Annotated in this window: 20 protein-coding genes; 14 read left to right on the forward strand and 6 right to left on the reverse strand. The window is 71.8% G+C overall.

What is annotated here, in order from left to right:
- The first annotated feature begins 52 nt into the window (after window positions 1–52).
- A complete protein-coding gene (locus A3862_RS27015; RefSeq protein ID WP_043346765.1) occupies window positions 53–955 on the forward strand; it encodes an alpha/beta hydrolase in 903 nt (300 codons plus the stop codon).
- A 126-nt stretch (window positions 956–1,081) separates the two neighbouring features.
- Window positions 1,082–2,407: an O-antigen ligase family protein gene (locus tag A3862_RS27020; RefSeq protein ID WP_043346764.1), complete on the forward strand. Its 1,326-nt coding sequence runs from the start codon at window positions 1,082–1,084 to the stop codon at window positions 2,405–2,407.
- 593 nt (window positions 2,408–3,000) lie between these two features.
- Here the strand turns inward: A3862_RS27020 and A3862_RS27025 are convergent.
- The 3 genes from A3862_RS27025 to A3862_RS27035 form a co-directional block, all read right to left on the reverse strand.
- Entirely contained in the window at window positions 3,001–3,432 is a 432-nt protein-coding gene (locus A3862_RS27025) for an acyl-CoA thioesterase (protein ID WP_051976355.1), read from the reverse strand.
- Window positions 3,433–3,484: 52 nt separating this feature from the next.
- A complete protein-coding gene (locus A3862_RS27030; RefSeq protein WP_236962143.1) occupies window positions 3,485–5,218 on the reverse strand; it encodes a pyrroloquinoline quinone-dependent dehydrogenase in 1,734 nt (577 codons plus the stop codon).
- Window positions 5,219–5,302: 84 nt separating this feature from the next.
- Complete coding sequence (locus tag A3862_RS27035; RefSeq protein WP_043755925.1) at window positions 5,303–5,836, reverse strand: ankyrin repeat domain-containing protein; 534 nt, start codon at window positions 5,834–5,836, stop codon at window positions 5,303–5,305.
- 136 nt (window positions 5,837–5,972) lie between these two features.
- On the opposite strand from A3862_RS27035, the gene A3862_RS27040 reads away from it, so the two are divergent.
- Entirely contained in the window at window positions 5,973–6,185 is a 213-nt protein-coding gene (locus A3862_RS27040) for a hypothetical protein (RefSeq protein WP_043388686.1), read from the forward strand.
- A 15-nt stretch (window positions 6,186–6,200) separates the two neighbouring features.
- Here A3862_RS27040 and uvrB read toward each other — a convergent pair whose 3' ends face one another.
- A complete protein-coding gene (gene uvrB, locus A3862_RS27045) occupies window positions 6,201–8,963 on the reverse strand; it encodes an excinuclease ABC subunit UvrB (protein WP_043388682.1) in 2,763 nt (920 codons plus the stop codon).
- Between the two features lie 304 nt (window positions 8,964–9,267).
- Between uvrB and A3862_RS27050 the strand changes: the two genes are divergently transcribed.
- The 8 genes from A3862_RS27050 to A3862_RS27085 all read left to right on the forward strand — a co-directional run bounded on the left by A3862_RS27050 (window position 9,268) and on the right by A3862_RS27085 (window position 17,305).
- Window positions 9,268–9,885 (forward strand): hypothetical protein, encoded by a 618-nt coding sequence (locus A3862_RS27050; protein WP_043345491.1) that lies wholly within the window; start codon window positions 9,268–9,270, stop codon window positions 9,883–9,885.
- A complete protein-coding gene (locus A3862_RS27055) occupies window positions 9,872–10,261 on the forward strand; it encodes a transcriptional regulator (RefSeq protein WP_043345490.1) in 390 nt (129 codons plus the stop codon). The genes A3862_RS27050 and A3862_RS27055 overlap by 14 nt, the downstream gene beginning before the upstream one ends.
- Window positions 10,262–10,338: 77 nt before the next feature.
- Window positions 10,339–11,061: a di-trans,poly-cis-decaprenylcistransferase gene (locus A3862_RS27060; RefSeq protein WP_043755924.1), complete on the forward strand. Its 723-nt coding sequence runs from the start codon at window positions 10,339–10,341 to the stop codon at window positions 11,059–11,061.
- A 43-nt stretch (window positions 11,062–11,104) separates the two neighbouring features.
- Entirely contained in the window at window positions 11,105–12,328 is a 1,224-nt protein-coding gene (gene coaBC / locus A3862_RS27065; protein ID WP_043755923.1) for a bifunctional phosphopantothenoylcysteine decarboxylase/phosphopantothenate--cysteine ligase CoaBC, read from the forward strand.
- Window positions 12,329–12,657: 329 nt separating this feature from the next.
- Window positions 12,658–14,754 (forward strand): methyl-accepting chemotaxis protein, encoded by a 2,097-nt coding sequence (locus A3862_RS27070; RefSeq protein ID WP_100794074.1) that lies wholly within the window; start codon window positions 12,658–12,660, stop codon window positions 14,752–14,754.
- Between the two features lie 107 nt (window positions 14,755–14,861).
- The gene (locus A3862_RS27075; protein ID WP_043345483.1) at window positions 14,862–15,278 is read left to right on the forward strand and encodes an FKBP-type peptidyl-prolyl cis-trans isomerase; all 417 of its coding nucleotides are present in this window, start codon (window positions 14,862–14,864) and stop codon (window positions 15,276–15,278) included.
- Between the two features lie 37 nt (window positions 15,279–15,315).
- Window positions 15,316–16,686, forward strand: a complete 1,371-nt coding sequence (locus A3862_RS27080; protein WP_043345481.1) for a Wadjet anti-phage system protein JetA family protein — start codon at window positions 15,316–15,318, stop codon at window positions 16,684–16,686.
- Entirely contained in the window at window positions 16,679–17,305 is a 627-nt protein-coding gene (locus A3862_RS27085) for a DUF4194 domain-containing protein (RefSeq protein WP_043345479.1), read from the forward strand. Before A3862_RS27080 ends, A3862_RS27085 begins: the two co-directional genes overlap by 8 nt.
- 166 nt (window positions 17,306–17,471) lie before the next feature.
- On the opposite strand, the gene A3862_RS27090 is transcribed toward A3862_RS27085, so the two are convergent.
- The gene (locus A3862_RS27090) at window positions 17,472–19,148 is read right to left on the reverse strand and encodes a methyl-accepting chemotaxis protein (protein ID WP_111474122.1); all 1,677 of its coding nucleotides are present in this window, start codon (window positions 19,146–19,148) and stop codon (window positions 17,472–17,474) included.
- A gap of 176 nt (window positions 19,149–19,324) precedes the next feature.
- Here A3862_RS27090 and A3862_RS27095 point away from each other — a divergent pair, with 176 nt between their 5' ends.
- A complete protein-coding gene (locus A3862_RS27095) occupies window positions 19,325–22,762 on the forward strand; it encodes an SbcC/MukB-like Walker B domain-containing protein (protein ID WP_053610950.1) in 3,438 nt (1,145 codons plus the stop codon).
- Window positions 22,763–22,992: 230 nt separating this feature from the next.
- Here A3862_RS27095 and A3862_RS27100 read toward each other — a convergent pair whose 3' ends face one another.
- The gene (locus tag A3862_RS27100) at window positions 22,993–23,208 is read right to left on the reverse strand and encodes a hypothetical protein (protein ID WP_043352013.1); all 216 of its coding nucleotides are present in this window, start codon (window positions 23,206–23,208) and stop codon (window positions 22,993–22,995) included.
- 414 nt (window positions 23,209–23,622) lie between these two features.
- On the opposite strand from A3862_RS27100, the gene A3862_RS27105 reads away from it, so the two are divergent.
- Window positions 23,623–24,753 carry a S1C family serine protease gene (locus tag A3862_RS27105; RefSeq protein ID WP_043388664.1) on the forward strand — a complete coding sequence of 377 codons (1,131 nt, stop codon included), beginning with the start codon at window positions 23,623–23,625 and terminating at the stop codon, window positions 24,751–24,753.
- Entirely contained in the window at window positions 24,750–25,013 is a 264-nt protein-coding gene (locus A3862_RS27110; protein WP_111474123.1) for a hypothetical protein, read from the forward strand. The genes A3862_RS27105 and A3862_RS27110 overlap by 4 nt, the downstream gene beginning before the upstream one ends.
- Window position 25,014: the final 1 nt, after the last annotated feature.

Consider the following 25,014-nt stretch of genomic DNA (forward strand, 5'->3'; position numbering starts at 1 on the left):
ATCCGCCCCGAGGGCGGTGCGGTATGAGCCGGTCGGGATAACCGGATGGGATATGACACGCCTCCTCACCGCGTTTGCTAGCCTCCTCTGTCTCGGGCTCGCCGCGTTCGGCTTCACCGCTGCCTCGCCGCTCGCCCTGTTCGACGCGATCGGCCCGCGCGATCCGGGGGGGCGCCTCGCCGCGAAGGACCAGCCCTTCGGCGAAGGGCCGCGGCGGCACCTCGATGTCTACGTCCCGACGGCGGCCGCCGAGAATGCGCCGGTCCTCGTGTTCTTCTACGGCGGCTCCTGGCAGAGTGGCTCCAAGGACGATTACGCCTTCGTCGGGCACGCGCTCGCCGCGCAGGGCTTCGTCACGGTGCTGCCCGACTACCGGCTCTACCCGGAGGCACCGTTTCCCGGCTTCCTGGAGGATGGTGCGGCGGCCATCGCCTGGGTGCGCGACAACATCGCGGGCTATGGCGGCGATCCGCGCCGGATCGTGCTCGCCGGCCACTCGGCCGGGGCCTACAACGCGGTGATGCTCGGCCTCGACCCGCGCTACGTGATCGCGGCCGGAATCGATCCCAAGGTCATCAAGGCGGTCGCGGGCCTGTCCGGACCCTACGATTTCCTGCCGTTCGATCAGGACACCACCGTGAAGGTGTTCGGGAAGGCTCCCGATCCGGAGGCAACGCAGCCGGTGGCCTTCGCGGGCCCGCTCTCGCCCCCCGCCTTCCTGGCGACCGGCGACGCCGACACGGTGGTGAAGCCGCGGCACACGGTCAGCCTCGCCGCCAAGCTGCGGGCCGAGCACGTCCCGGTCCAGGAGCGGATCTATGCGGGGCTCGATCACAAGGACACGTTGCTGGCGCTGTCCGTCACCTTCCGCTCCAAGGCCCCGGAACTCGCCGAGATGGCCTCGTTCCTGATGCGGCAATCCGCCGGCCGCTCGCAGTACACGATGCGGCGCTGATCGCTTCGGGCTTACGTCAAGGTTATCGCGCGATCGTCGGCCGGAACGTCTGATTTTCCATCGCCCCGGACCCGCGGGCCGCTAGAATGGTCTCGGCCGCACGGCGCGGCCTCGCGGTGGGACGGCATGGCTTCTGCGGACGCGGCGATCGGGATCCCGGCCGACGGGCGGCAGCGCGGCGTCGCGGGCCGGGACATGCCCGACGTGCTGCGCGTGCTTCTGAACGGGTTCGTCTTCGTCCTGCTCTGGAACCACGTCTGGCTGAAGGATCTGTCGGATCGGTCGATGCTCGCGGCCTCCGAGGATGGAAGCCTGCTGACGCAGGTCCTGTTTCTCGGCGCCGGTGCCGCCATGGCCGCGGCGATCCACCGGATCGGCGTCCGGCACCTTCATCCGCTGCTGACGCGTCCCCTCGTCCTCTGCGCCCTCTGGCTCGGGGCGACGGCGCTCCTGTCGATCGAGCCCAGCCTGTCGCTGCGGCGGCTCGTCCTGTTCGCCATCGCGGCGATGCTCTCGGCAGGCGTGCTGATCGTGGCCCGATCCCCCCGGCAGTTGGCGCTGACCATGGCCGGATCCGCCCTGGTGATCGTGCTCGGCTCCTACCTCGCGGTCGCCCTCGTGCCCAATCTCGCGATCCACTCGGCCTTCGACGTCAATTCCGATCCCAGCCATCCCGGTCTCTGGCGCGGAATCTTCCCGCAGAAGAACGAGGCCGGGGCAGCCATGGTGATCCTGGTGATCGTCGGCCTCTACGTCGCCACCGTCGCGAGCCGTCTGCTCGGCTGGGCGATCGTGCTCCTGGCGGCCGGCTTCCTGGTGGCGAGCGGCTCGAAGACCGCGATCCTGCTCCTTCCGGTGATCCTCGCCGTCACCGGCCTGTGCCAGGTCCTCACCGGCGGGTTCCTGCGGCGCCTGCTGCTCCTCGGCCCCGTGATCGGGTTCTCGCTGATCTCCATCGGCTCCGTGCTCGCGCCGCCGATCCAGGACGCAGTGGGGGCGCTGCTCACCGACGCGACCTTCACGGGCCGCAGCGAGATCTGGCAGTTCGCCATCGACAACATCATGATCCGGCCCTGGCGCGGCTGGGGCATCGGCGCCTTCTGGATGACCGAACGCACCATGTACGCCGGCTCCGAGGAGCTGACCTGGGTCACCACCGTCGACCATGCCCACAACGCCTATCTCGACACCGCGCTGATCGGCGGCCTGCCGTTCCTCGCGCTCACCGTGGTGGCCTTCGTCCTCGCCCCGGTGCGCGACCTGCAGCGCGTGGCCGGCGGAATGCGCCTCGACGCGGAGACCATGCTGTTCCTGCGGCTGTGGTTTCTCGGGCTGGTCTCGGCCTCCTTCGAGACGGTGCTCTACAACGGTAACAACGCCACCTGCTGCATGTTCATGATGGCGGTGTTCGGCCTGCGCCTGCGCACCCGCTACGCCGTCCTGGCGCGCTGAGGCGGATCCGCCGCCCGATCGTCCCCGACCCTCGGCGCTTCGCCATCCCACGCGTATCGCCGCCGGACGCGGGACGCGCGCGGAATGCCGTCCTCGCGACCGAGATGCAGCCGCTTGGCGACCGCCCTGCGGGATCGGCGCAGGATGGATGTGGCTCGCCCTGCCGACCGGCGCTCGGTTCAGGCTCCGGGCGGGATCATCCTGCCGGATCGACGGGCTGGCGGCGTCGCGTCGGACGCCGACAGCCCGGACGGTTCCTGGAACTGCCTCTCTAGGGCCCGGAGAGGGACGTCGATCCGACCCGGCCTGCCTCCACATGTCGATCGGCGCCTTCGCGTATCGGTGCGGCTTCGCCACCGAGGCGCATGTTTCCCGGCGCTTCAACGGTCGCCACGGTCTCACGGCCCGCGATGACAGGGCTGCGGCCGTCCGGCACCGATCCGATACGGTCCCGGATCGGCAAAACCGCCCGCGCGCATAGAATGCTGACCCTCGGGCGCACGCCACCGGTCCGGATCCGCGCCGGTCCCCTCAGGCGCCGAGGATCGCGCCGCGTCGCTGAAGGTCGCCCCGATCCCGTCCTCGAAACCGGATCAGAGCCCGGATTCGGCCGGCGGCACCGGCCGCGGGCGCCGGTCCTCGCCGATCGCCACGAAGGTGAAGGTCGCCTCGGTCACCTTCATGGTGACCTCGCTCGCCCGTTCGCGCCGCCAGACCTCGACCTGGATGCGCAGGGAGGAGCGCCCGACCTTCAGGAGCCACGCATAGAGGCTCACCTCGTCGCCCACGAAGACAGGGTGGTGGAAGGTGATCGCGTCGACCGCGAGGGTGGCGCACCGGCCCCGTGCCCGACGGGCCGCGACGTTGCCGGCCGCGAGATCCATCTGTGCCATGAGCCAGCCGCCGAAGATGTCGCCGGCGGGATTGGTGTCGGCGGGCATCGCGATGGTGCGGATGACCGGCGGACCGCGATCCGTCGGCTGGACCGTCGCCCCGCCCCCGATGTCCTCGCACAGGTCCGCCATGGCCATCCGTCCCCCGAACGGACGGGAGACATCCGGCCAAGCTCGGTCGCGGTCAATCGGGCAGCGCGAAGACCAGCAATGCGTCGCCGGTGCCGAACCCGGATGCCTTGGTGAAGGAGGCGCCGCCCGCCGCCACCGCGAGGTATTGCTTGCCGTCCAGCGCGTAGGTCATCGCCGGGCCGCTGATGCCGGCCCCGCACTGGAAGCGCCAGAGAATCCGGCCGTCCTTCGCATCGTGGGCGTCGAGATGGCCGTCCTCCTCTCCCGAGAAGACGAGGCCGCCGGCCGTCGCCAGGGTCCCTCCGGAGAGACGGCTCCCGCTGCGGACCGACCAGGCGATCCTACCGCCATCCACGAGGTCGACCGCCGTCAGCGTGCTGAAGGACGCCTCGCCCTTCGCCTCGCCCGTCTCCGTGTAGCGGATCTCCGGACGCCCGGCGGCCGCCGGAACGGTCTTCACCGTGTAGGTCGTCGCCCCGTGGCGGACCTGAACGTAGGCGCGCCGGCCGTCATAGGCGGTGGGCGGCCACGAGACCGCGCCGAGGGGACCGGGCGCCACCACGGTGCCCTGCGGCGTCGGCGGCGCGAACAGGTTCTTCTGATCGACGAGCGGCGCGGACCGCGCCAGGAGCGTCCCCGTGGCGCGGTCGTGGACGTAGATCCAGCCGGTCTTGCTTGCCGAAGCCACCGCCTTCGCGCCATCGGGCATGTCGAGCAGGAAGGGCGGCGCGGCGACGTCGTAGCCCCATTCGTCGTGCGGCACCTGCTGGTAGTACCAGCGCAGCGCGCCGGTCTTCACGTCGAGGGCCACGAGGCACATCGTGTAGAGATTGTCGCCCGGACGCGAGAGGCCGAAATTCTGCGGGGCCGGGTTGCCGGTGCCGAGGAAGATCAGGCCGAGATCCGGATCATAGGCCGGCGTCATCCAGAGGGAGCCGCCGCCGACGCGCCAAGCGTCGCGGTTGGCCGGAGCGGCGGCCTTCTCGGCGGCGATGTCCCGGTGGAGCGGCGTGCCGTCGGCGGTCTGGGCGACGAAGCCCCCCTCCCAACCCTCGGACGGCGTGACGTACCAGCGCCAGCGTTCCTCGCCGGTCTTCGCGTCGTAGGCCGCGAGCCAGCCGCGTCGCCCGTACCCGCCCTCGATGCCGACGACGGCGCCGCCATCGAGGCCGCCCGCCTCGTCCTCGATGTGGAGGCCGTATCCGGCGCCGGTGACGCCGACGATCACGAGCCCGTCGGCAACCAACGGCGGCATCTTGAAGCCGAGGCGGCTCGAGCCCTGGACGGGCTTGCCGCCGAGCGTCGCGGCGAGGCCCGAGGCGGTCTCGCTCTCGCCCTCCTCGGGGCGGACCGCCTCCTTGTCCCAGACGATCCTGCCGGTCTTCGCGTCGAGGGCGATCAGCCGCCCGTCCATGGTCGCCTCGAAGACGAGACCCCCCGACACCGCCACCCCGCGGTTCGAGGGCGGTCCGAAGATCTTCTCGGTGCGCGGCTTGTGGGTGTAGGTCCAGACGGGCTTGCCGGTCTTCGCGTCGAGGGCCGCGACGTTGTTCTGCGTCGTGGAGACGAAGAGGGTGCCGTCCACCATCACGGGCTGGGCCTGGAAGTATCCGGTGATTCCGGTCTGGAAGATCCAGGCGGGGCGCAGCCGACCGACAGTGTCGCGATCGATCTGGGTCAGGTCGGAGAAGTTGCGGTTGCTCGGATCGTGTCCGAAGGCCGGCCAGGGCGATTCAGCGGCGGAGCTCGACCCGAGGGACGCCGGTCCCGCAAAGCAGGCCAGCAGGACCGCCCCAATCCATCGCGCCAAAGCTGTGCTCCCTTGTGCGGCGACAGTCGCGCCCGCCTGGATCCGTTTCTGAGTGTGAGCCTAAGCCTGCCTCCGGGGCGCCCCGTCGAGCTGCGCCGGCGTCGCCTGGGCACCCATTGCCCGGGCCATGTCGGCGGCGCTCTGTCCGGAGGCGTCGCGCCGGTCCGGGTCGGCGCCGTGGCGGAGGAGCAGGTCGACCATCTCGGTGCGGTCGAACATCGCCGCCGTCATCAGGGCCGTGCGGGTGCCGTCGCCGGTCCCGTCCACCCTGGCCCCGTGCTGGAGCAGGAGCTGCGCGATCGCGAGATCGTTCTTGAAGGCCGCGCCGGCGAGGGGCGTCTGGCCACGGTCATTGGCGAGTTCCGGGTCGCCGCCGGCCTCCAGGATCACCCGCGTGGCGTCCGCCTGGCCGTTATAGGCGGCCAGCATCAGCAGGCTGTCGCCCTTGTCGTTGCGCAGGTTCGCCGGCAGCCCCTGCCCGAACAGGTCGGCGAGATCCTCCGCATGGCCCATCCGCGCGTACTGGAAGACGCGGGCAGCGAAGGCCAGGGTCTCGTCATCGAGGGTCGGGGGCGTGTTCGTCTCTGAGGCCATCGCGTGCTCGTCTCTTCTGGCCGCTGATCTGGGCCGGTCCGGCGTCCACGTCCAGCGGCGGCGGGAACAGTTTCGGGGCGCTGCTCGTTCCAGCCGCCAATCCGGGCCAAAGGCCCGACGCTTCCGGAGCGCGCCGATGCCCCGACCCTTCGAGCCCTTCGCCGACGCCTTGCGCACCGCGCGCGACATCGTCCGGGAGCGCGCAGGCGCGGTCGCACAGGCGGCCGTACAGGCCGATCCCCACGCCTACGACGAGGCCTGCAACGCCCTCGCCGTCCGGATCGCCCAGGCCATCGTCGATGCCGGCGAGGCCGCGACGGCGCATGGCCGGGATCACGAGGCCGCCTGAGCCAACGGCGGCCGGTCAGCCCCGCCGCCGTCCGCCGCCGCCCTTGTATTTGGGCTTCTGCCCGCCGAGCCCCTGCGTCGAGCGCGGCTTCGGCCGCTCCTGCCAGGCCGGCGCGAGGCCGCCCACCGGAAGCTCCCGGTCCGTGCCGGGGCCCATATTGTCGAGGTCGGGCTTGGCGATGCGGCTGCCGCCTCCGCCTGCGCCCCCTGCCCCGCGCGGCGCCTTCCGGCCGAACTTCCCGGCCTCGCGCTCCACGTCGCTCTGTCGTGCCATCGGGTCGTCCGAGACCAGAAGCTCGGTGGCCTGGAGCCGCTTCAGCTCGTCGCGCAGGCGGGCTGCCTCCTCGAAGTCGAGATCGGCGGCGGCGGCGCGCATGCGCTTCTCCAGATCCGCCATCACGGCCTTGAGGTTGTGGCCCACCGTGATCGCGTCCTTGGCCAGCCCGGTATCGACCTGGACGTGGTCGCGCTCGAACACGCTGCTGAGGATGTCGGCGATGCCGCGCTTCACGCTCTGCGGCGTGATCCCGTGCTCTTCGTTGTAGGCGAGCTGCTTGGTGCGGCGCCGCTCGGTCTCGGCCATCGCCCGCTCCATCGAGCCGGTGATGTTGTCCGCGTACAGGATGCAGCGCGCGTCGGCGTTGCGGGCGGCGCGGCCGATGGTCTGGATCAGCGAGGTCTCCGAGCGGAGGAAGCCCTCCTTGTCGGCGTCGAGGATCGCCACCAGGGCGCATTCCGGGATGTCGAGGCCCTCGCGCAGGAGGTTGATGCCGATCAGCACGTCGAAGGCACCGAGCCGCAGGTCGCGGATGATCTCGATGCGCTCCAGCGTGTCGATGTCGGAGTGCATGTAGCGCACCCGCACGCTGTTCTCGTGGAGATACTCGGTGAGGTCCTCGGCCATGCGCTTGGTGAGCGTCGTCACCAGCGTCCGGTAGCCGGCCTGCGCGACTTCGCGGACCTCGCCCAGCAGGTCGTCCACCTGGCTGCGGGCCGGGCGGATCTCGATCACCGGATCCACGAGTCCCGTCGGGCGGATCACCTGCTCGGCGAAGACGCCCCCCGTCTGCTCCATCTCCCACTTGCCGGGCGTCGCCGAGACGTGGACCGTCTGCGGGCGCATCGCGTCCCATTCCTCGAAGCGCAGGGGGCGGTTGTCGAGGCAGGAGGGCAGCCGGAAGCCGTATTCGGCGAGCGTCGCCTTCCGGCGGAAGTCGCCCCGGTACATGCCGCCGATCTGCGGCACCGTGACGTGGCTCTCGTCGGTGAAGACCAGGGCGTTGTCGGGCAGGTACTCGAATAGGGTCGGCGGCGGCTCGCCGGGCTTCCGGCCGGTGAGGTAGCGGGAATAGTTCTCGATGCCGTTGCAGGCGCCGGTGGCCTCGATCATCTCGATGTCGAAGGTGCAGCGCTGGTCGATGCGCTGCGCCTCGATGAGCCGGCCCATCTTGGTCAATTCCTCGATCCGGCCGTTCAGCTCGTTCTTGATGCCCTTGATCGCCTGCTGCAGCGTCGGGCGCGGCGTCACGTAGTGCGAGTTGGCGTAGACCTTCACGAATTTCAGTTCGGAGATCGTCTTGCCGGTGAGCGGATCGAACTCGACGATGCTCTCGACCTCGTCGCCGAACAGGCCGATGCGCCAGCCGCGGTCTTCCAAGTGGGCGGGCCACAGCTCGATGGAATCGCCGCGCACCCGGAAGGTGCCGCGGGCGAAATCCGACTGGATCCGCTTGTACTGCAGGGCCACGAGGTCGGCGATGAGCTGGCGCTGCTCGATCCGCTCGCCGAGCGACACGGTGAACGACATCGCCGTGTAGGTCTCGACCGAGCCGATGCCGTAGATGCACGAGACCGAGGCGACGATGATGACGTCGTCGCGCTCCAGTAGGGCGCGGGTGGCGGCGTGGCGCATCCGGTCGATCTGCTCGTTGATCGAGGATTCCTTCTCGATGAACGTGTCGGAGCGCGGAACGTAGGCCTCGGGCTGGTAGTAGTCGTAATAGGAGACGAAGTACTCGACGGCGTTGTCCGGGAAGAACGCCTTGAACTCCCCGTAGAGTTGCGCGGCCAGCGTCTTGTTGGGCGCCAGGATCAGGGCCGGGCGCTGGGTCTCCTCGATGATCTTGGCCATCGTGAAGGTCTTGCCCGAGCCGGTGACGCCGAGCAGCACCTGATCGCGCTCGAGTCCCTGCACGCCGCCGACGAGTTCGGCGATCGCTTTCGGCTGGTCACCGGCGGGCTTGAACTCGGATTTCAGCGTGAACCGGACGCCACCCTCGGATTTCTTCGGTCGCTCTGGGCGGTGCGGGACCCAGGTCTGGCCGTCCTTGAACAGCGGGTTGCCCTCGGTGAGCAGCCGCTCCAGGGCCGACACCGTGGCCGAGGCGCCGCCGTCGCCGCCGGGATCCGGCAGGTCGGCGCCCTCGGGCACCGGACCGTCCTCCGGTGGCGTCAGGCCGAGCGCCTGGGCGAGGCGCGGATCGACATCGGCCGCGTCGCCGAGGGCGTAACCGGCCTGCGGAGCCTCCGCGAAGCCGTCGCGGGCGATCGCGCCCCGGCGCGCGGCGGCCTTGGTGCCGTCCTTGCCGGCTCGTCCTTTCGGCTTGCCCGGCCGCGCGGGCGGCTCGGGGGGCGGCTCGACGGCGGCCGGCCGGTTCCGGTTGAGTGCCGGGTTCAGGAGCTCGGCCAGATAGGTGTCGAGCGGCTTGAGCTCGGGCTTCGACGCCTTGGCGGACGACGCCGAAACGGAAGCGGCGCGCGGTTTCTTCGGTGCTGGCATGAGAACAATATGGGCCTGGACCCCGCTCCGAGGAACCCTGCACGGGTGCAGTTTGACAACTTCCGTGGGAGGCCGCCCGCGCCTCGGACCGGCGGGTGGGCGAGACCCCTTTCCACTGGAGAAGGTGTAGCGAATACAGCCATTAAGTAGAATTCACGGGGTGCCGATCTCGACCTCGGGCTCGGATGCTGAGAAGATCCGCATCCGCGGAGTGGGACAGGCGGCTTGCGGAAAGCCCATCCTGTCGATACTTTGCGATGCAAAGCGCGGTGCGAAGCATGCTGCAGCCGGGGGCTTGAGGCACATGCAGGACCTGGACAAGGCGCTGGCCGACATCGTGGCGATCCGCTCGCAGATCGCCCGCGACACGGCGTTCCGGGGTTTGGGGGCGGCGACGGTCGCCGGCACCGGCTTCCTCGCGCTGGCCTGCGCGGCGGGGCAGGCCCTGTGGCTCGGCGATCCCGCGGCGCGGCCGGGCCTGTTCTTCGGCCTCTGGATCGCGGCCGCCCTCGCGGCTTTCATGATGATCGGCGTCGAGGCGGTCCGGCGCAGCCGGCGCCTGCATTCCGGCCTCGCCGACGCCATGGTTTGGAACGCCATCGAGGTGTTCCTGCCGGCCGCGGGCGCGGGGGCCTGCCTCGCCCTGGTCGTCGCCCGCTTCGCACCCGACGAGGTCTGGATGCTGCCGGGTCTCTGGCAGGTGCTGGTCGGCCTCGGCCTGTTCGCCTCGTCCCGGATCCTGCCGCGGGCTGTCCAGGGCGTCGGCGCCTGGTACCTGCTCGCCGGGCTCGCCGTGCTGGCGGTCTCGGCCGAGACCCGGGCCCTGTCCCCCTGGACGATGGGCCTGCCCTTCCTGCTCGGTCAAGCGTGGCTGGCCGGGATCATCCATCACGCGGCCCGGGCCTTCGATGACGACCGCTGACCGTTCCGACGGGCGCTTTTCTTACGAGGGGCTCGACAGGATCATCCACGAGCGGGCGCGCCTCAGCGTGCTGACCTCCCTGGTGGCGCATCCGAAGGGCCTGCCCTTCCCGGATCTCAAGCGCCTGTGCGGGCTCACCGACGGCAACCTGAGCCGCCACCTCGCCGTGCTGAGCGAGGCCGATCTGGTGAGCCTCGAGAAGGGCTTCGCGCACAACCGGTCGCAGACAGTCTGCCGCCTCACCGTCACCGGGCGCCAGCGCTTCATCGGCTATCTCGGCGTGCTCGAGCAGGTGGTGCGCGACGCCGCGCAGGCCGCCGAGCGCGGCCCCGAATCCGGTGTCCGCGGCCTCGATCCGGCCACGAAAACGGCGTGAGACCGCCCCGTCCCGCCGGGAATGTTAATCCCGTCTCGATAGACCTGAACGCCACGCCCATGCCGGGAGACTTTACGATGCAAAGCGAAGCGGTGCCGGGTCCCCTGCACGCCGCGATCATCATGGACGGTAACGGGCGCTGGGCCACGCAGCGCGGCCTGCCGCGGCTGGCCGGCCACCACCGCGGCGTGGAGTCGATCCGGCGCACCGCCGAGGCCTGTCCGGATCTCGGCATCGGCACGCTCACGCTCTACGCCTTCTCGGCGGATAACTGGCAGCGCCCCGCCGAAGAGGTCGGCGGCCTGATGCGGCTCCTGCGCTCCTACCTGCGCAACGAGACCCAGCGCCTCGCCCGGACCGGCACGCGCCTCAGCGTCGTCGGCCGGCGCGACCGTCTGCCGGACGGCATCCCCGAGGCGATCGCCGCGGCGGAAGCCGCCACGGCGGCGGGGACCCGGCTGCATCTCCGGATCTGCGTCGACTACTCGGCCCGCGACGCGATCATCGCCGCGGCGCAGCGCCTCCAGGGCGAAGATCCGACCCGCGAGAGCTTCGGCAAGTTGGTGGCCGGCCCGATGCACGGCTCTCCCGTCGATGTCGACCTGCTGATCCGCACCGGCGGCGAGCGGCGTCTCTCCGACTTCATGCTGTGGGAGGCGGCCTATGCCGAGTTGCACTTCACAGAGCGGATGTGGCCCGAGTTCGGTCCCGAGGACCTGGCCGAGGCGGTCGCCGAGTTCGGCCGCCGCGAGCGCCGGTTCGGCGGGCTGAAGGCTCCGGCAGTCTCGGCCGCGGCCTGAGGCCGCTTGACGGGCGCGCACCGGCGCGCAGAGGGTCGTCGGCATGACCGAGACCCTCGCCCAGCGCCGCGTCCTCCTCGTCATCGGCGGCGGCATCGCGGCCTACAAGGCCCTCGACCTGATCCGGCGCCTGCGCGAGCGCGGCGCCAGCGTCTGCCCGGTGCTGACCGCGGGGGCGCAGGAATTCGTGACGCCCCTTGCCGCCGCCGCGCTCGCCGGCGAGCGGGCCCATACCGACCTGTTCGACCGGGCTTCCGAGGCCGAGATCGGCCACATCAAGCTCGCCCGTCAGGCGGATGCCGTGGTGGTGGCGCCCGCGACCGCCAACCTGATGGCCCGCATGGCCGGCGGCCACGCGGCCGACCTCGCGACCACGGTCCTGCTGGCGACGACCCTTCCGATCCTGATCGCGCCGGCCATGAACGTCCAGATGTGGGCGCATCCGGCCACCCGCCGGAACCGCGCGGTCCTGGAGGGCGACGGCGTCCGGATCGTGGGGCCGAATGCCGGCCGGATGGCGGAGCCCGAATCCGGCCCCGGCCGCATGGCCGAGCCCAACGAGATCGCCGATGCGCTGGAGCGGATGCTCGGCCAGCAGGCCGGGGACAGGCCCCTGGCCGGTCGGCGCGTGCTCGTGACCTCCGGTCCCACCCACGAGCCGATCGATCCGGTCCGCTACATCGCCAACCGCTCCTCCGGCCGCCAGGGCCACGCCATCGCGGCGGCCGCCGCTGCGGCCGGTGCCGCCGTGACCCTGGTCTCCGGGCCCGTGGCGCTCCCCGATCCGCCGGGCGTCGCCGTCGTCCGGGTCGAGACCGCCCGGCAGATGCTGGAAGCCGTCGAGGCGGCGCTGCCGGCCGACATCGCGGTCTTCGCCGCCGCGGTCGCCGACTGGCGTCCGGAGCAGGAGGCCGGCAGCAAGAAGATCAAGAAGGACGGTACCGGCCCGGCGCCGATGCCGCTGGTGGAGAATCCCGACATCCTCGCCACGATCGCCCGCCTGCCGGTGGGGCGCCCGCCCCTCGTGGTCGGGTTCGCCGCCGAGACCGACACGGTCGTCGAGCACGCCCGGGCGAAGATTGCCCGGAAGGGCTGCGACCTGATCGTGGCCAACGACGTGTCGGCCGAGGGCGGCGTCATGGGCGGCGCCGACAACACGGTTCACCTGATCCGACGGGACGGTGCGGTGGAAACCTGGCCGCGCCTCGGCAAGGAGGAAGTCGCCCGGCGGCTCGTGGCCCATGTCGCGGGGCTTCTGGCCGGCTGACGCGACGGGGCCGCTGCGAGCCCGCCTCCCTGCCCCGCGAAGGTGCTTCGAAGGTGCTTCGTCGGCCCGCACCCCGGCGGCGACGTCGATCGCGCGCAGACGGGTGAGAGACGGTCCTGAGATATTTGTATTTTGGAAGAGATGCTTTTCGCGATTATTCGCGGTTTCATTCGGTAAATGCCGGAAATTCCCTCAAATCATATTTCGAATGAGGCTATACGCGGTCGAATGACCATAGAAATACATCGGATTTTTTGATTGTGCCTGAGAAAAACTTGTTATGATCCTGCGATACGCTCGATCTGTCGGGCCGTCGGAGGTGAAGCATGATGCGGGTGCGGGACCTGTCGATCCGGACGACCATGTGTCTCGTCCTCGTCGCCATGGCGACGATCATGCTGGCCTTCGCGACGGGCGCCGTGCGGGAGGCGCAGGAGCAGGCGGCGGAGGCCGAGCAGGTCATCACCCTGGTGCGGGCGAGCCGCGCCCTTCTCCAGACCCTGAACGTGGCCCGGTTCGAACGGGGGGCGACGCTGCAATTCCTCGCCGCCGCCGAGCCCGTCGAGGCCGAGACCCGCGCGTCGCTCTACGCGGACCGGCAGCGGGTGATCGCCGGGCTGGCCGAAGCACAGCCCCTCCTCGACGGGCTGGGTCTCCCCGCCGTGACTGCGACCCTCGGCCCCCTGCGGGCTGCCGGCGGACGCGTCGAAGGCCTCCGGCCCCGGGTCGACGCGGCCCTGAAGCTGTCGGGATCCCAGCGGGATGGCGCGGTGACGACCGAGGCGAAGGCCGACTTCCAGGAGATGCTCGATGCCCTGATCGCCACGAGCGATGCCGTGGATGCCGCGATCCCGCTGTCCGACGGCATCCTCCGACGCGACCTCGCCCTCAAGCGGGCGGCCTGGTCGACGCGCATGGCCAACGGAGCCGTCGCCCTGCGCGTGCAGACGTCCCTGGCAGCCGGAACGGCCTGGACGCTGGACGAGACCGTGGCGGCCGCCGAGGAGCGGGGACGTCTCGACGCGGCCTGGAGATCGGCCATCGAGGCCGCTTCGGAGATGTCCGAGACGGTTCGCGCGGCGTTCCGCCGGGCCCGGGAGAACAATTTCGAGGGCCCGTCCCTGGCCCGCCGGTCCGCAGTGGCGACCGCGCTGAGCCGCGGCACGCCGCCGGGTCTGACGCTCGCGCAGGCGCGCAAGCTCGATACGCCCGAGCAGGTCACCCTCGTCGACCTCGCCTTCGTCTGCCTCGACGAGATGATCGCGCGGGCCGAGGCCCTGTCCGGCGCGGCCCGGCGCGTCCTGCTGCGCGACGGGGCGGCTCTGCTGGCAACCCTGCTCCTCGTCGCGCTCGCCCTGATCGTGCTCTTCCGCGGGGTGCTGCGGCCGATCCGGGCGATCACCGCGACGATGGAGGCCCTGGCGGCCGGCGATGCCGACGTCGCGGTCCCAAGCCTGGACCGGCGCAACGAGATCGGCGCCATGGTCCGGGCCGTGCAGGTCTTCAAGGACAACCTGATCCGGTCCCGTCGCCTCGAAGCCGAGGCCGAAGAGGCCCGGCAGGCCGCCGAGGCGCGGCGCCGCAGCGGACTGCGCGCGATGGCCGAGCGCTTCGAGCGGGCGGTCGGCGGCGTCATCGCCCAGGTCTCGGCCTCGGCCACGGCCCTGCAGGCCACCGCCGGGAGCATGACGGAGACCGCGGCCGAGAGTGCCGGGCAGTCAACAACCGTCGCCGCCGCCGCCGAGCAGGCGGCGAGCAACGTCAACACCGTGGCGGCGGCTGCCGAGGAACTCGGCACCTCCGTGCAGGAAATCGGCCGGCAGGTCGACGGCTCGGCCAATCTCGCGCGTGCGGCCGTCGCGGAGGCCGATCAGACCGGCGCGCTGGTCCGGGACCTGAGCGAGGCCGTGTCGCGGATCGGCGACGTCGTCGGGCTGATCGCGACCATCGCGGGCCAGACGAACCTGCTGGCGTTGAACGCCACGATCGAGGCGGCGCGGGCGGGCGCCGCCGGTCGCGGCTTCGCGGTCGTCGCCGCCGAAGTGAAGGCGCTGGCCGTTCAGACTGCCCGCGCCACGGACGAGATCTCGGGCCAGATCGGGCGGGTTCAGGCCTCGACGGGCGAGGCCGTCGCGGCGATCGGGACGATCACGGCCCGGATCCGCGAGATCGACGGCGTGGCGACCTCGATCGCCGCCGCGGTAGAGCAGCAGGGCGCCGCCACTCAAGAGATCGTCCGCAACGTCGGACAGGCGGCGCAGGGCGCGGCCGCGGTCACCGGCCATATCGCCGGCGTCGCCGAAGCCTCGAGCGCGACCGAGGCGGCGGCGGGGGAAGTTCTGGCCGCGGCCGCGGCCCTGTCGGCCCAGTCCGCGCATCTGACCGCCGAGGTCGACCGGTTCCTGGACAGCGTCCGCGCCGCCTGAACGGTCCCGGAGGCTCGGGCGACCGGGCTCCCTGGCCTGGACGGGTCCGAGGCGATAGAAGGCCTCCCGACGGCCGGCGCGCACGGCGCCGGCTCCAGGGAGAAACCATGCCTCGCCTGTCCCCCCTCTTCGGAGCCGCGTTGATCGCCATGACCACAGCCGCCACTGCCGAGACCGTGACCACGCCCTCCGGCCTCAAGTATCAGGACGAGGTCGTCGGCACCGGGCCTGAGCCGAAGGCCGGCCAGCAGGTCACCGTCCAGTACACCGGCTGGCTCGACGAGGGCGGCAAGAAGGGCAAGAAGTTCGATTCGTCCCGCGACCGCAACCAGCCCTTCAGCTTCCCCCTCGGCGCCGGCCAGGTGATCAAGGGCTGGGACGAGGGCGTCGCCACCATGAAGACCGGCGGCAAGCGCACCCTGATCATCCCGCCGCAGCTCGGCTACGGCGCCCGGGGCGCCGGTGGCGTGATCCCGCCGAACGCCACCCTGATCTTCGACGTCGAACTCCTCGGCGCGAAGTAAGCGGCACGGCTGCGCGACGGCGAGAGTTTCCAGAACCATGCTGTTCGCGCAGCTGTCCGACGAGCTGTTCAAGCCGCTGGCTTCGCCGAGCCGCAGCTTCAACGCGGCCCTGCTCCTGCATCTGCACCGGCGCGTCCTCGGGGCCGAGCCGGTGCGCAAGGCCGAGCTTCTGGCCGAGATCGGCGACTTCGCCGCCGGCTGGAGCGATCCCGAGGTCAGCGGCGACGAGCCGATCTCCGCCGATCCGACCGAGCGCCGCACGGCGCTTTACCGGCGCCTCCTCGACACCGGCTGGCTGATCGAGCGCCGCGAGCGCTACGTCCCCGTCGCGGAGTTCGACCCCGAGGCGCGGCTCCTCCTGGAGGAGCTGTCCCGGCTGGAACGGGGCGAGACCCGCTCCTACGGCGGGGCCGTGCTGGAGGTTCTGGGTGGCCTCGAGAGCGCCCTGTCGGATCCGGCGAACCGCTCCGAGGCTCTCTCCAACGCCGCCCGGGGCGCGGCCGCCTTCCTGTCGCACGTGCGCGGGCTCGCGGCCGGCATGCGCAAGGTCGAGGAGCGCATCCTGCGCGAGCCCGACCGCGCCAAGACCTTCCGGCTGTTCTTCGAGGATTTCGTCGAGCGCCACCTGATCAGCGACTACCGGACGCTCCACACCCGCTTCAACCCGTTCCGCTTCCGCGCCAGCGTGGTGCGCGAGGCCGGCCGGGCGCTGCGCGACGCCCTCACCGTCCGGGCCCTGGCCGAGGGCCTCATCCGGGAGGGGCGGAGCGCCGATCTCGACGCGGCGCAGCGGGCCGTCCGGACGGATCTCGCCCAGATTCTCGCGGTGTTCGAGGGGCTCGACAACCATCTCGATGCCGTCGACGCCGTGGTGGCGCGTCTGGAGCGCCGGATCGCCTCCGCCCTGCACGTGATGGACCGCCCGGATCCGAGCGGCGTCGAGCGCGTGGCCGCGATGCTGCGCGCCGTCGGCGGGTCGGAGATCGCCCCCGACGTGCCGGGCGACGTCTCGCTGCTGCGGCCGCCCATCGGGCACGCGCATCTCCAGGCGCCGCGGGCCCGCAAGGCCGCGATCGACATGGAGCCCCTGCCCGACATCGAGGACGATCCGGTGGTCGACGCCTTCGCGGCCGCCAAGGCGGAGTTCCGGCGCCGCACCACCGTGACGCCCGAAAGCATGAGCGCCTTCGTGGAGGCCCGACTCGGAAAGGCGGTGCGGCTGCGCGGGTCGCAGATCGTGATCGCGGGCGTCGACGACTTCATCGTGTTCCAGCGCCTGCGCGAGATCGACGTGCTGTTCGACGCCAAGCTCGGCGAGCGCTACGCCGTCACCCGGCTGCCCGAGCGGGTGGCCAATGGCTGGCTCGACTGCCCGGATTTCCTTCTGGAGCGCCGCCCCTATGCTTGAGGGCTTCCGCGCGATCATCGACGGCGACGAGCCGCCGCCGCCCGGCGCAAGGGCGCCGGATGCCGAAGAGCTGAGCCGTGCCCTCCAAGTGCTTCTGAAGGGGCAGGTGATCTACGCCGAGACCCAGGGGATCGGCCGCTCCTACGAGCTCGCCCGGCACTACGCCCCGTTCTTCACCGACTACTTCGCCTGCCTCGGCTACGCGCTCACGGTCTCGCATCGCGACCAGATGGTCTCGCTGAGCCCGGCCGCCGACGCGCCCCGCCACGACATCGTCTCGGAGCGCCTGCGCAAGGACGAGACGCTGGTGCTCCTGGCGCTCCGGCTCCTCTACGAGGAGGGCCTGCGCGACCACCGGGCCGGGACTGACGGGATCGTCGACTGCACCACCGACGAGATCGTCGAGAAGATCCGCACCGTGGCGCGCAACGAGCCTCCCGAGGAGGGGCGGCTCGCCGACATCCTGCGCCTCTACGCGAAGCGCGGCGGCCTGCGCCTCGGCGAGCGCGACCGGGTCGAGCGGGTCACCCCGCTCTCGCTCCTGCCGGGGCTGACGGTGCTGGCTTCCGACGCCTGGATGGAACGCCTTCGGGCGTGGTCGGAGGCCGGGGAGGCCTGAGGCCGACGTCCGTCCTTGAGGGGGTGTCGTCTTCGCGGACGGAGCGAAGCGTCCCGGCGGCGGCCCGCTCGACGATGTCCCGCAGACCGGGGTCAGGCGTGGCGCCCGTGACGACGGGCGGCGACCGGGCTCATCGCCCGGACGCCTCCGGCCGGCCGGGATCCGGTCAGGCCGCCCGGACGGTCGCCAGGAAGTGCTCCACCTCGCTGCCGAGATGGGCCGCCTGCCGGGCCATCTCGGAGGCCGACGCCAGGACCTGCGCGGCGGCCGCCCCGGTCTCCTCGGCGGCGCCCGCGACGCCGCTGACATTGGCGGTGACGGATCCGGTCCCGGTCGCCGCCTCGGCGACGTTGCGGACGATCTCCTGGGTGGCCGCGCCCTGCTCCTCCACCGCGGCGGCGATCGACGTCGCCATACCGCTGATCTCGCGGATGCGGCCCGCGATGCCGTCGATGGCCTGGACGGCCTGGCCGGTCGAGCCCTGGATCTGTGCGATCTGGGCCGAGATCTCGGCCGTGGCCTTGGCGGTCTGGTCGGCCAGCGCCTTCACCTCGGTGGCGACGACCGCGAAGCCGCGTCCCGCGGCGCCGGCCCGGGCGGCCTCGATCGTGGCGTTCAGCGCCAGCAGGTTGGTCTGGCTGGCGATGGCCGAGATCAGGTCCACCACCTCCCCGACCCGGCGCGCGCCGGTGCTCAGGGCCTGGACGAGATCGGCCGTGGCGGCCGCCTCGCGGACGGCGGCCTGCGCCAGATCCGCCGAAGAGCCGACCTGACGGCCGATCTCGTTGACCGAGGAGCCCAGTTCCTCGGCGGCCGCCGCGACCGTGGTCACGTTGCTGGAGGCCTCCTCGGCGGCGGCCGCCGCGCTGGTCGACTGGCCGGCCGTCTGCGTCGCCGTCACGGTGAGGCTCTGGGCCGTGGATTGGAGCTGCGTCGCCGCGGACGTCACCGAGCCGACGATGCCGCCGATGGCCGACTCGAACCGGTCGGCGAGTTCGCGCGTCGCCTGCCGGCGCTGGGCCTCGGCGCCGGCCCGGGCCTGCGCGGTCTCGGCCTCGAGGGCGCGGGCGTGCAGCAGGTTCTCCCGGAAGACCGCGACGGTCGCCGACATGGCGCCGATCTCGTCCCGCCGCGCCGCGTAGGGGATCTCGGCCTGCGTGTCGCCGTCGGCGAGGCGCCGCATGGACAGCGTCATCCCCGCGAGCGGCCGCGACACGCCCGTGAAGGCGTACAGCATGGCGCCCAGCGCGATGACGAAGCTGACGAGCAGGCTCACGATGGTGGTCCGGACCGCGTCCGCTTGGCTGTCGCGGGCCGTGCGCCCGGCCGCCTCGCCGTTCCTGATGTTCAGGTCGGCCAGAGCGCGGGTCGCGGTCGAGGCCGCGAGATAGTTGGCGTTCATCGGCCCGCGGAAATAGGCGAGCGCCTGATCGTGCTGATCGGCCGGGAAGGCGCGCAGACGGGTCCAGTCGGCCTGCTGCACCGCGAGCTTGGCGAGCAGGTCGTCGTAGATCGCCTGCTCCTCCTTCGACGCCACCAGGGTGCGGTAGGCCTCGGCCTTCGCCTGGCGGTTCCGCATCATCTCGTCCGCGCTCTTCAGGCTGGTCGCGCGCTCCGATTCGGTATCCGCCGTCACGTAGCGGAACTGCCACAGTCGCGAGCGCATCACGAGGGCGTTGATCGCCTGGGCCTCGTTGATCGACGGCACGGCGTTGTCGATCAGCTCCGCGAGCCGCTGGTCGACCGCCTGCATCTTGTCGAGAGTCACGCCGCCCTGAACCAGCGCCGCCAGGAGCAGGAGGGCGAAGAGGCCGCTGAGCTTTGCTTTGAGACTGAGACGCATCGGTCGGTTCCGGTCGTGCGGACGAGACCGGCAGGACATGAACAGGTTGTGCTAATAGTGTCATAACCTGAGGTAGGATCGGGCTTCAGAGGTTCGCGCGTGTCGGCTTGCATACGCGGCCGAGTCCGGCCAACTGGGCCGAACATTCCTCGCCACCGGCCCGACCCACCCACATCGTGTACGTCCTCACCGACATCGCCATCTCCAACTGGTACCTGATCCGCCGCGAGCAGATCCGGCTGCGCGGTGCCGCCGCGCTGGTCGGGCCGACGGGGGCCGGGAAATCGACGATCTTCGATGCGGTCGGCACGGTGCTGGCCGGCAACAACGCCAGCCGCCTCGCCCTCAACGCCTCGGCCTCCGGGCGCAGCGCCCGAACCGTGCGCGACTATTGCTTGGGCTGGATCAGCGACCCGGCGGAAGGCGGCCGCCCGACCCGGGAATCCTGCGAGACCGTGCTGGTCCTGGTCTTCGAGAATCCCGATTCCGGCCGCGTGGTCTCGGTCGGCCTCGCCCTGGCCGCTCGGGCCGTGGAGCCCAAGGAGACGGTGCTCTCGCGCTTCATCGCGGTCGGGCACCGGTTCGAGGTCTCCGACTACGCCCGCACCGCCCCCGGCGGCACCTACACGGCGCCCTGGAGCGAGATCGCCGCGGACCTGCGGGCCCGCGCGGCGAGCTTCACCGAGTACCGGACCTCCGGCGAACGCTTCACGGCCGATGTCCTCGCCACCCTGCGCGAGGGGGCGCCGTCGCCGGAGCCGCGCCACTTCCTGCGCAGCTTCGCCAACGCGGTGGCGTTCAAGCCGATCTTCGACACCAGCGCCTTCGTGCGCGCCTTCGTGCTCGACCCGGAGCCCCTGGACGTCGAGCGCGTGCGCCACTCCATCGCCAACTGGCGTCGGCTTCTGGAGACCATCGCCGAGCTGGAGAGCCGCCTCGGACGCCTGCGGCGCCTACGCGACCGCTACGAAGCCTGGGGTGAGGCGGTCCTCGCTGCCGCGACGCACGAGCTGCGCGCGGCGAGCGCCGAGCTGCGCCGCCGGAGCCTCGACCTCATCGCCGTCCGGTCCCGGCTCCGGGAAGGCGCCGACACCCTGCGCATCGCCCGCGAGCGCGTCGCGGCGAGCCGCGGCTACGTCCGCGAGATCGACGGCGAGATCGCCGAGAAGAAGGCGCTGGCCACCGCGAGCGCCGCCGAGGGCCGGCTCGCCGCCTCGACGCTGGGCCTCTCCATGCTGGAGCGCGACCGGAAGGAGCTGATCGGCCGGATCGGCGATCTCGTCGGCCTCGTCGGGCAGATGGCCAAGCTCCAGCCGGTCGCCCCGATCCTGCGCCAGAGCTGCCCGCAGGCGGCCCGCCTCGCCGAGGCCTGCGCCCGGGCGGGCCTGCGTCGGGAATCCTCCCCCGAGGAGATCCTGCGCCCCGAGGGGCCGCTCGCCGAATTGGCCGACGGGCTGGTGCGCCTGCCCGATTTCGACGAGGCGCTGGAGCGGGCCGCCGAGGACGCGGCGCTGAAGGCCCGCGCCCAGGAGAGCGAGGCCGAGCGCACGGCGCCGCGCACCGGCGGCGGCCCGACCGCGCGCCTGTCCTCCGACACGGTGGCGTTCCGCGGCGAGCTGGAGCGCCGCGGCATCGACGCGGTGCCGATCTGCGAACTGGCCGAGATCGTTGACCCCACCTGGGGGCCGGCCCTCGAAGGCCTGCTGGGGCGCGCCCGCGAGGCCCTGGTGGTTCCCCCGGACCGGCTGAACGAGGCACTCGGCGTCCTGCAATCCGGCCGCGACCGGTTCCACCGCTGCATCCTGGTGAAGACCACCGACACCGCCAAGCAGCGGTCCCGCCGCTACGACGACGGTCCGCTCACCGTGATCGAGACCAGCGACCCGCACGCGGAGGCGTTCCTCGGCGTGCGGCTCGGCGGCTACGACCTCGCCCGGGACGACGCCGAACTGGCCCGCCTCGCCCGGGCGGTCGCCCCGAGCGGCCGGACCACGGCCGGGATGGCCTATTCGGTCACCCGCAGCGTCGACCTGCTGATGACCCGCGGCCATCGCGGGCCCACCGCCGACAGCCGCCGCGCCCACGAGATCGCCGTCGCCGAGGCGCGGCGCCTGCGCGGCGAGGCCGCGGTCCTGCGCGAGGCCGCCCGGACGGCGGCCGCGATCCGGGCCCGCGTCGCCCGGGGCCTCGACGACGTGGAGGCGCTCCGGGCCGAGCTCGACGGGCTCGACGGGCGGCGGCGCACGCTCCAGACCGAGCGGGAGGGTATCGAGAAGCGCGATACCGCCGGGCTCGCCGCCGAGATCGCCGCGCTGACCACCGAGCGGGTCGGCTACCTGCGGGAATTGTCGGAGGAGCTGGAGCCCAAGCTCGACCGCCTGCTCGCCGACGAGGCGGCGCTGCGCGCCCGGATGGGACCGGTGCGCGAGGCCGTCCGCGCCGCTCTGTCGGCCCGCCGCGCGGCCCTGCGCCAGCTCAGTGCCGGCGACGCCGCGCGGGTGCGCCTCGCCCGCGGCGAGCCCTTCGACCTCGGCGTGGTCGCCGAGGCGCGGCGGGCGCTGGCCGGCCTCGATGCCAAGGCGGCCGGATCCCGGGTGACCGCCGAGCGCGGCCTCGCCCGGGAGTCCGCCGAGGCCGCCCGCTCCCACGGGCGGATCGCCGAGCGGGAGCTGGCGGAGGCCTGCGCCGCCTGGCGGGTGGAGAACCCGCTCGCCTCCGGGGACGCCCCGGCGATCGACGGCTTCGCCTGGGTGCGGCGGGAATACGAGGCCGTGGAGGGGCACGAACTCCGCCGCTACAGGGCGCAGGCCGAGCGGGCCGAGGTCGAGATGCGCCGCCTGATGACCGAGGATCTGCTGACGCGCCTCGCCGACCGGTTCGAGCGGGTCCATGCCCGGCTCGCCGCCCTCAACGAGCGGCTCTCGGCGCGCAGCTTCACCGGCCAGACCTACGCGTTCGAGGCGGCGGTGGATCGCCGCTACGCCGCCGTGCACGCGCTCGCCACCGAGACCGCCCGCTCACCCGAGGCCGCGCAGGCGCTGCTCGCCGGCGAGGCGGAGGGGCAGATGGCGGCGGCGCTCGAGGAGATCACCGCGCTGATCGCCGGCGAGGAGGATGCGGCGCGGCTCGCCGATTACCGCAACTACTTCGTCTACGAGATCGGCATGCGCGACCGGGCGGGCAACCGCACCACGATGTCGGCCCGGGCGCTGCGCGGCTCCGGCGGCGAGGCCCAGGCGCCGTTCTACGTGGCGATCGCCGCCTCGCTGGCCAGCGCCTACTATCCGGGCGACCGGCCGGGCGACGAGAATCCGGGCTTGGGCCTGTGCCTGCTCGACGAGGCCTTCTCGAAGCTCGACGTGCGCAACAGCCAGGCGCTGGTCGATCTGTACCGGGCCTGGGGGCTGCAGCTCCTGATCGCCGCCCCCGAGGACAAGCGCACCACGCTGACCGAGGTGATGGATACGATCGTGACGGTCTATAAGAGCCCGGATCTCACCTCGGTGCGGATCGAGGCCGAACATCCCCTCGAGGCGGCCCGGCGGGCGCTGCACGCGATCAACCCCGACCAGATCGGGATCGAGGGGTTTCGCCAGCCGGACGCGGCGGAGTGATCGGCGCCGGGGTCGGCGCCTTCGGGCGATCAGAGCCCTCACGGTCGTGACGCGCGTCGCGACCCTTGCCTTCGGGACGTTCGGAAACGTGGTGCTCGCGGTTGCTGCGCGCCGCGTGCCAGGACAGCGGCGCCGACGCCATCACCGGGAGGGCTCACCGAGCCCGCGCAGGGCCGGGGCGGGGCTCGCGCCGCCATCCCCGGTATCCCCGTTCTTCGTCGCGCCGGGCGTCAGTTCAGGTAGGTGCGGATCCAGTTCGGCGAGAGGATCTCGCCCTCTTCGGTGATGATCCAGGGCTGCTTGGCCGGGTCGGCCAGGGCACCGGCCGCGGCCGCGATCGCCTCGCGCAGGGTGTCGTAGCGCTCGGGCTGCGCGAGCGGGGCGCTCGCCGGGGCCGTGCGCCAGATCGTCAGATCCGCGGGCCGTTCCAGAGCTTCGGTTTCCATGGGTACTCGTCCTTCCGAACCGTTTTGGACCGTTCAGATCGCCGCCGCCGGGCTGGGCCGAGGAGCGGTGGCGATCGAGGGTCTGAGCGTCAATGCAAGCATCTCTGCGGCAGCTTTGCGATCAATTCGGGCGGTTTTCGAAGCCAGCACCCGGTGCCGAGGCACGAGCGTGGGCGGGGTTCGGTGTTCCATGTCCGTATTGAGCACAGCTGAGCTGCCCTGGACTTGCGAGAATTGTGGCTCCTGAATGGTGACCATTCCGTTAGCCAGTCTGCACCGGTCGCCGACGTGCGCCAGAACACGTCAGGAGCCTGTCGGCGGCGGCGCCTCTCTGTGTTGACGCCCCGATCCTGAACGCGCACTTAAGGCTTCGCCCGTCGAGGGCCTGCCTTTGCGCTTCTTTCGGAGACACCCGTGCCGGATCGTACCGTGCGCATCGTCCTCGCCGCGGTCCTGGTCCTGCTGGCGCTCTACGTCGCCCAACCTTACCTGCAACCGCTGCTCTACTCCGCCGACACGCCGCGGGCGGTGATGGCCCGCGGCGATCTGGCGCCGGCCGAGACCTCGACCGTCGCGCTGTTCGAGCGCGCGAGCCCGTCCGTCGTTCACGTTTTCGCGCAGGGGGCGGCGCAGAACCGAGACCTGCTCGACCTCGACGACCAGGGTGGCGACCAGGGCGGGACGCAGACCGGCACCGGCTTCGTCTGGGACGGCGCCGGCCACATCGTCACCAACACCCATGTCGTGCAGAACGCCGCGCAGAGCGGCGGATCGGTCTCCGTCCGGCTCGGCGACGGCGAGGTGGTCCCCGCGACCCTCGTCGGCCTGGCGCCGTCCTACGACCTCGCCGTCCTGCAGCTCGGGCGGGTGCGGCACATGCCGCCGCCGCTGGCGATCGGCACCTCGGCGGATCTGAAGGTCGGGCAATCGGCCTTCGCCATCGGCAACCCGTTCGGCCTCGACCACACCCTGACCACCGGCGTGATCAGCGCCGTGCGGCGGCGCATGCCGACCAGCGAGGGGCGCGAATTGTCCGGCGTGATCCAGACGGATGCGGCGATCAATCCCGGCAATTCCGGCGGGCCCCTCCTCGATTCCGCGGGCCGGCTGATCGGCGTCAACACCGCCATCGTCTCGCCGTCCGGCGCCAGCGCCGGGATCGGCTTCGCGATCCCCGTCGATGTCGTCAACCGCATCGTGCCGGAGCTGATCAAGGCCGGCCGGGTGCGCAATCCCGGCATCGGCATCATCGCCGCCCAGGAGGCGGCCACCGCGCGGCTCGGCATCGACGGCGTTGTGATCGTGCGGGTGCTGCCCGGCTCCCCCGCCGCGCAGGCCGGGCTGCGCGGCGTCGACCCGCAGACCGGGGATATCGGCGACGTGATCGTCGAGGCCAACGGCCGCCCGGTCCATCGGCTCGCGGACCTGACGGCGGCCATCGAGGAAGCCGGCCTCGGCGCCGGCGTGACCCTGAAGGTGGTGCGCGACGGCCGGATCCGGCAGGTCCGCGTCACCACGGCGGACGTTGCGGAGAACCGGCAATGACGCGCCTGCGCCTGGCCCTCCCCGTCATCGCCCTCCCCGTCATCCTCCTCGCCGGTGCGGCGCAGGCCGGCGAGCCGCCGGCGCGCGCGCGCCTCTGCCCGGAGAATCTGCCCGAGGGCGTGCGTCTCCCGCCGCAGCCCGGCTGCGACGCCGACATCCGCCCGCCGAAGCCGCGCCGTCCCGGCTTCTTCGACCTGGGCGACGGGACCAGCATCCAGATCGGCGGGAGCGCCTCGGCCACCTATGGCGTGCGGCGCTGAG

Source organism: Methylobacterium sp. XJLW (genome assembly GCF_003254375.1).
GTDB lineage: Bacteria > Pseudomonadota > Alphaproteobacteria > Rhizobiales > Beijerinckiaceae > Methylobacterium > Methylobacterium fujisawaense.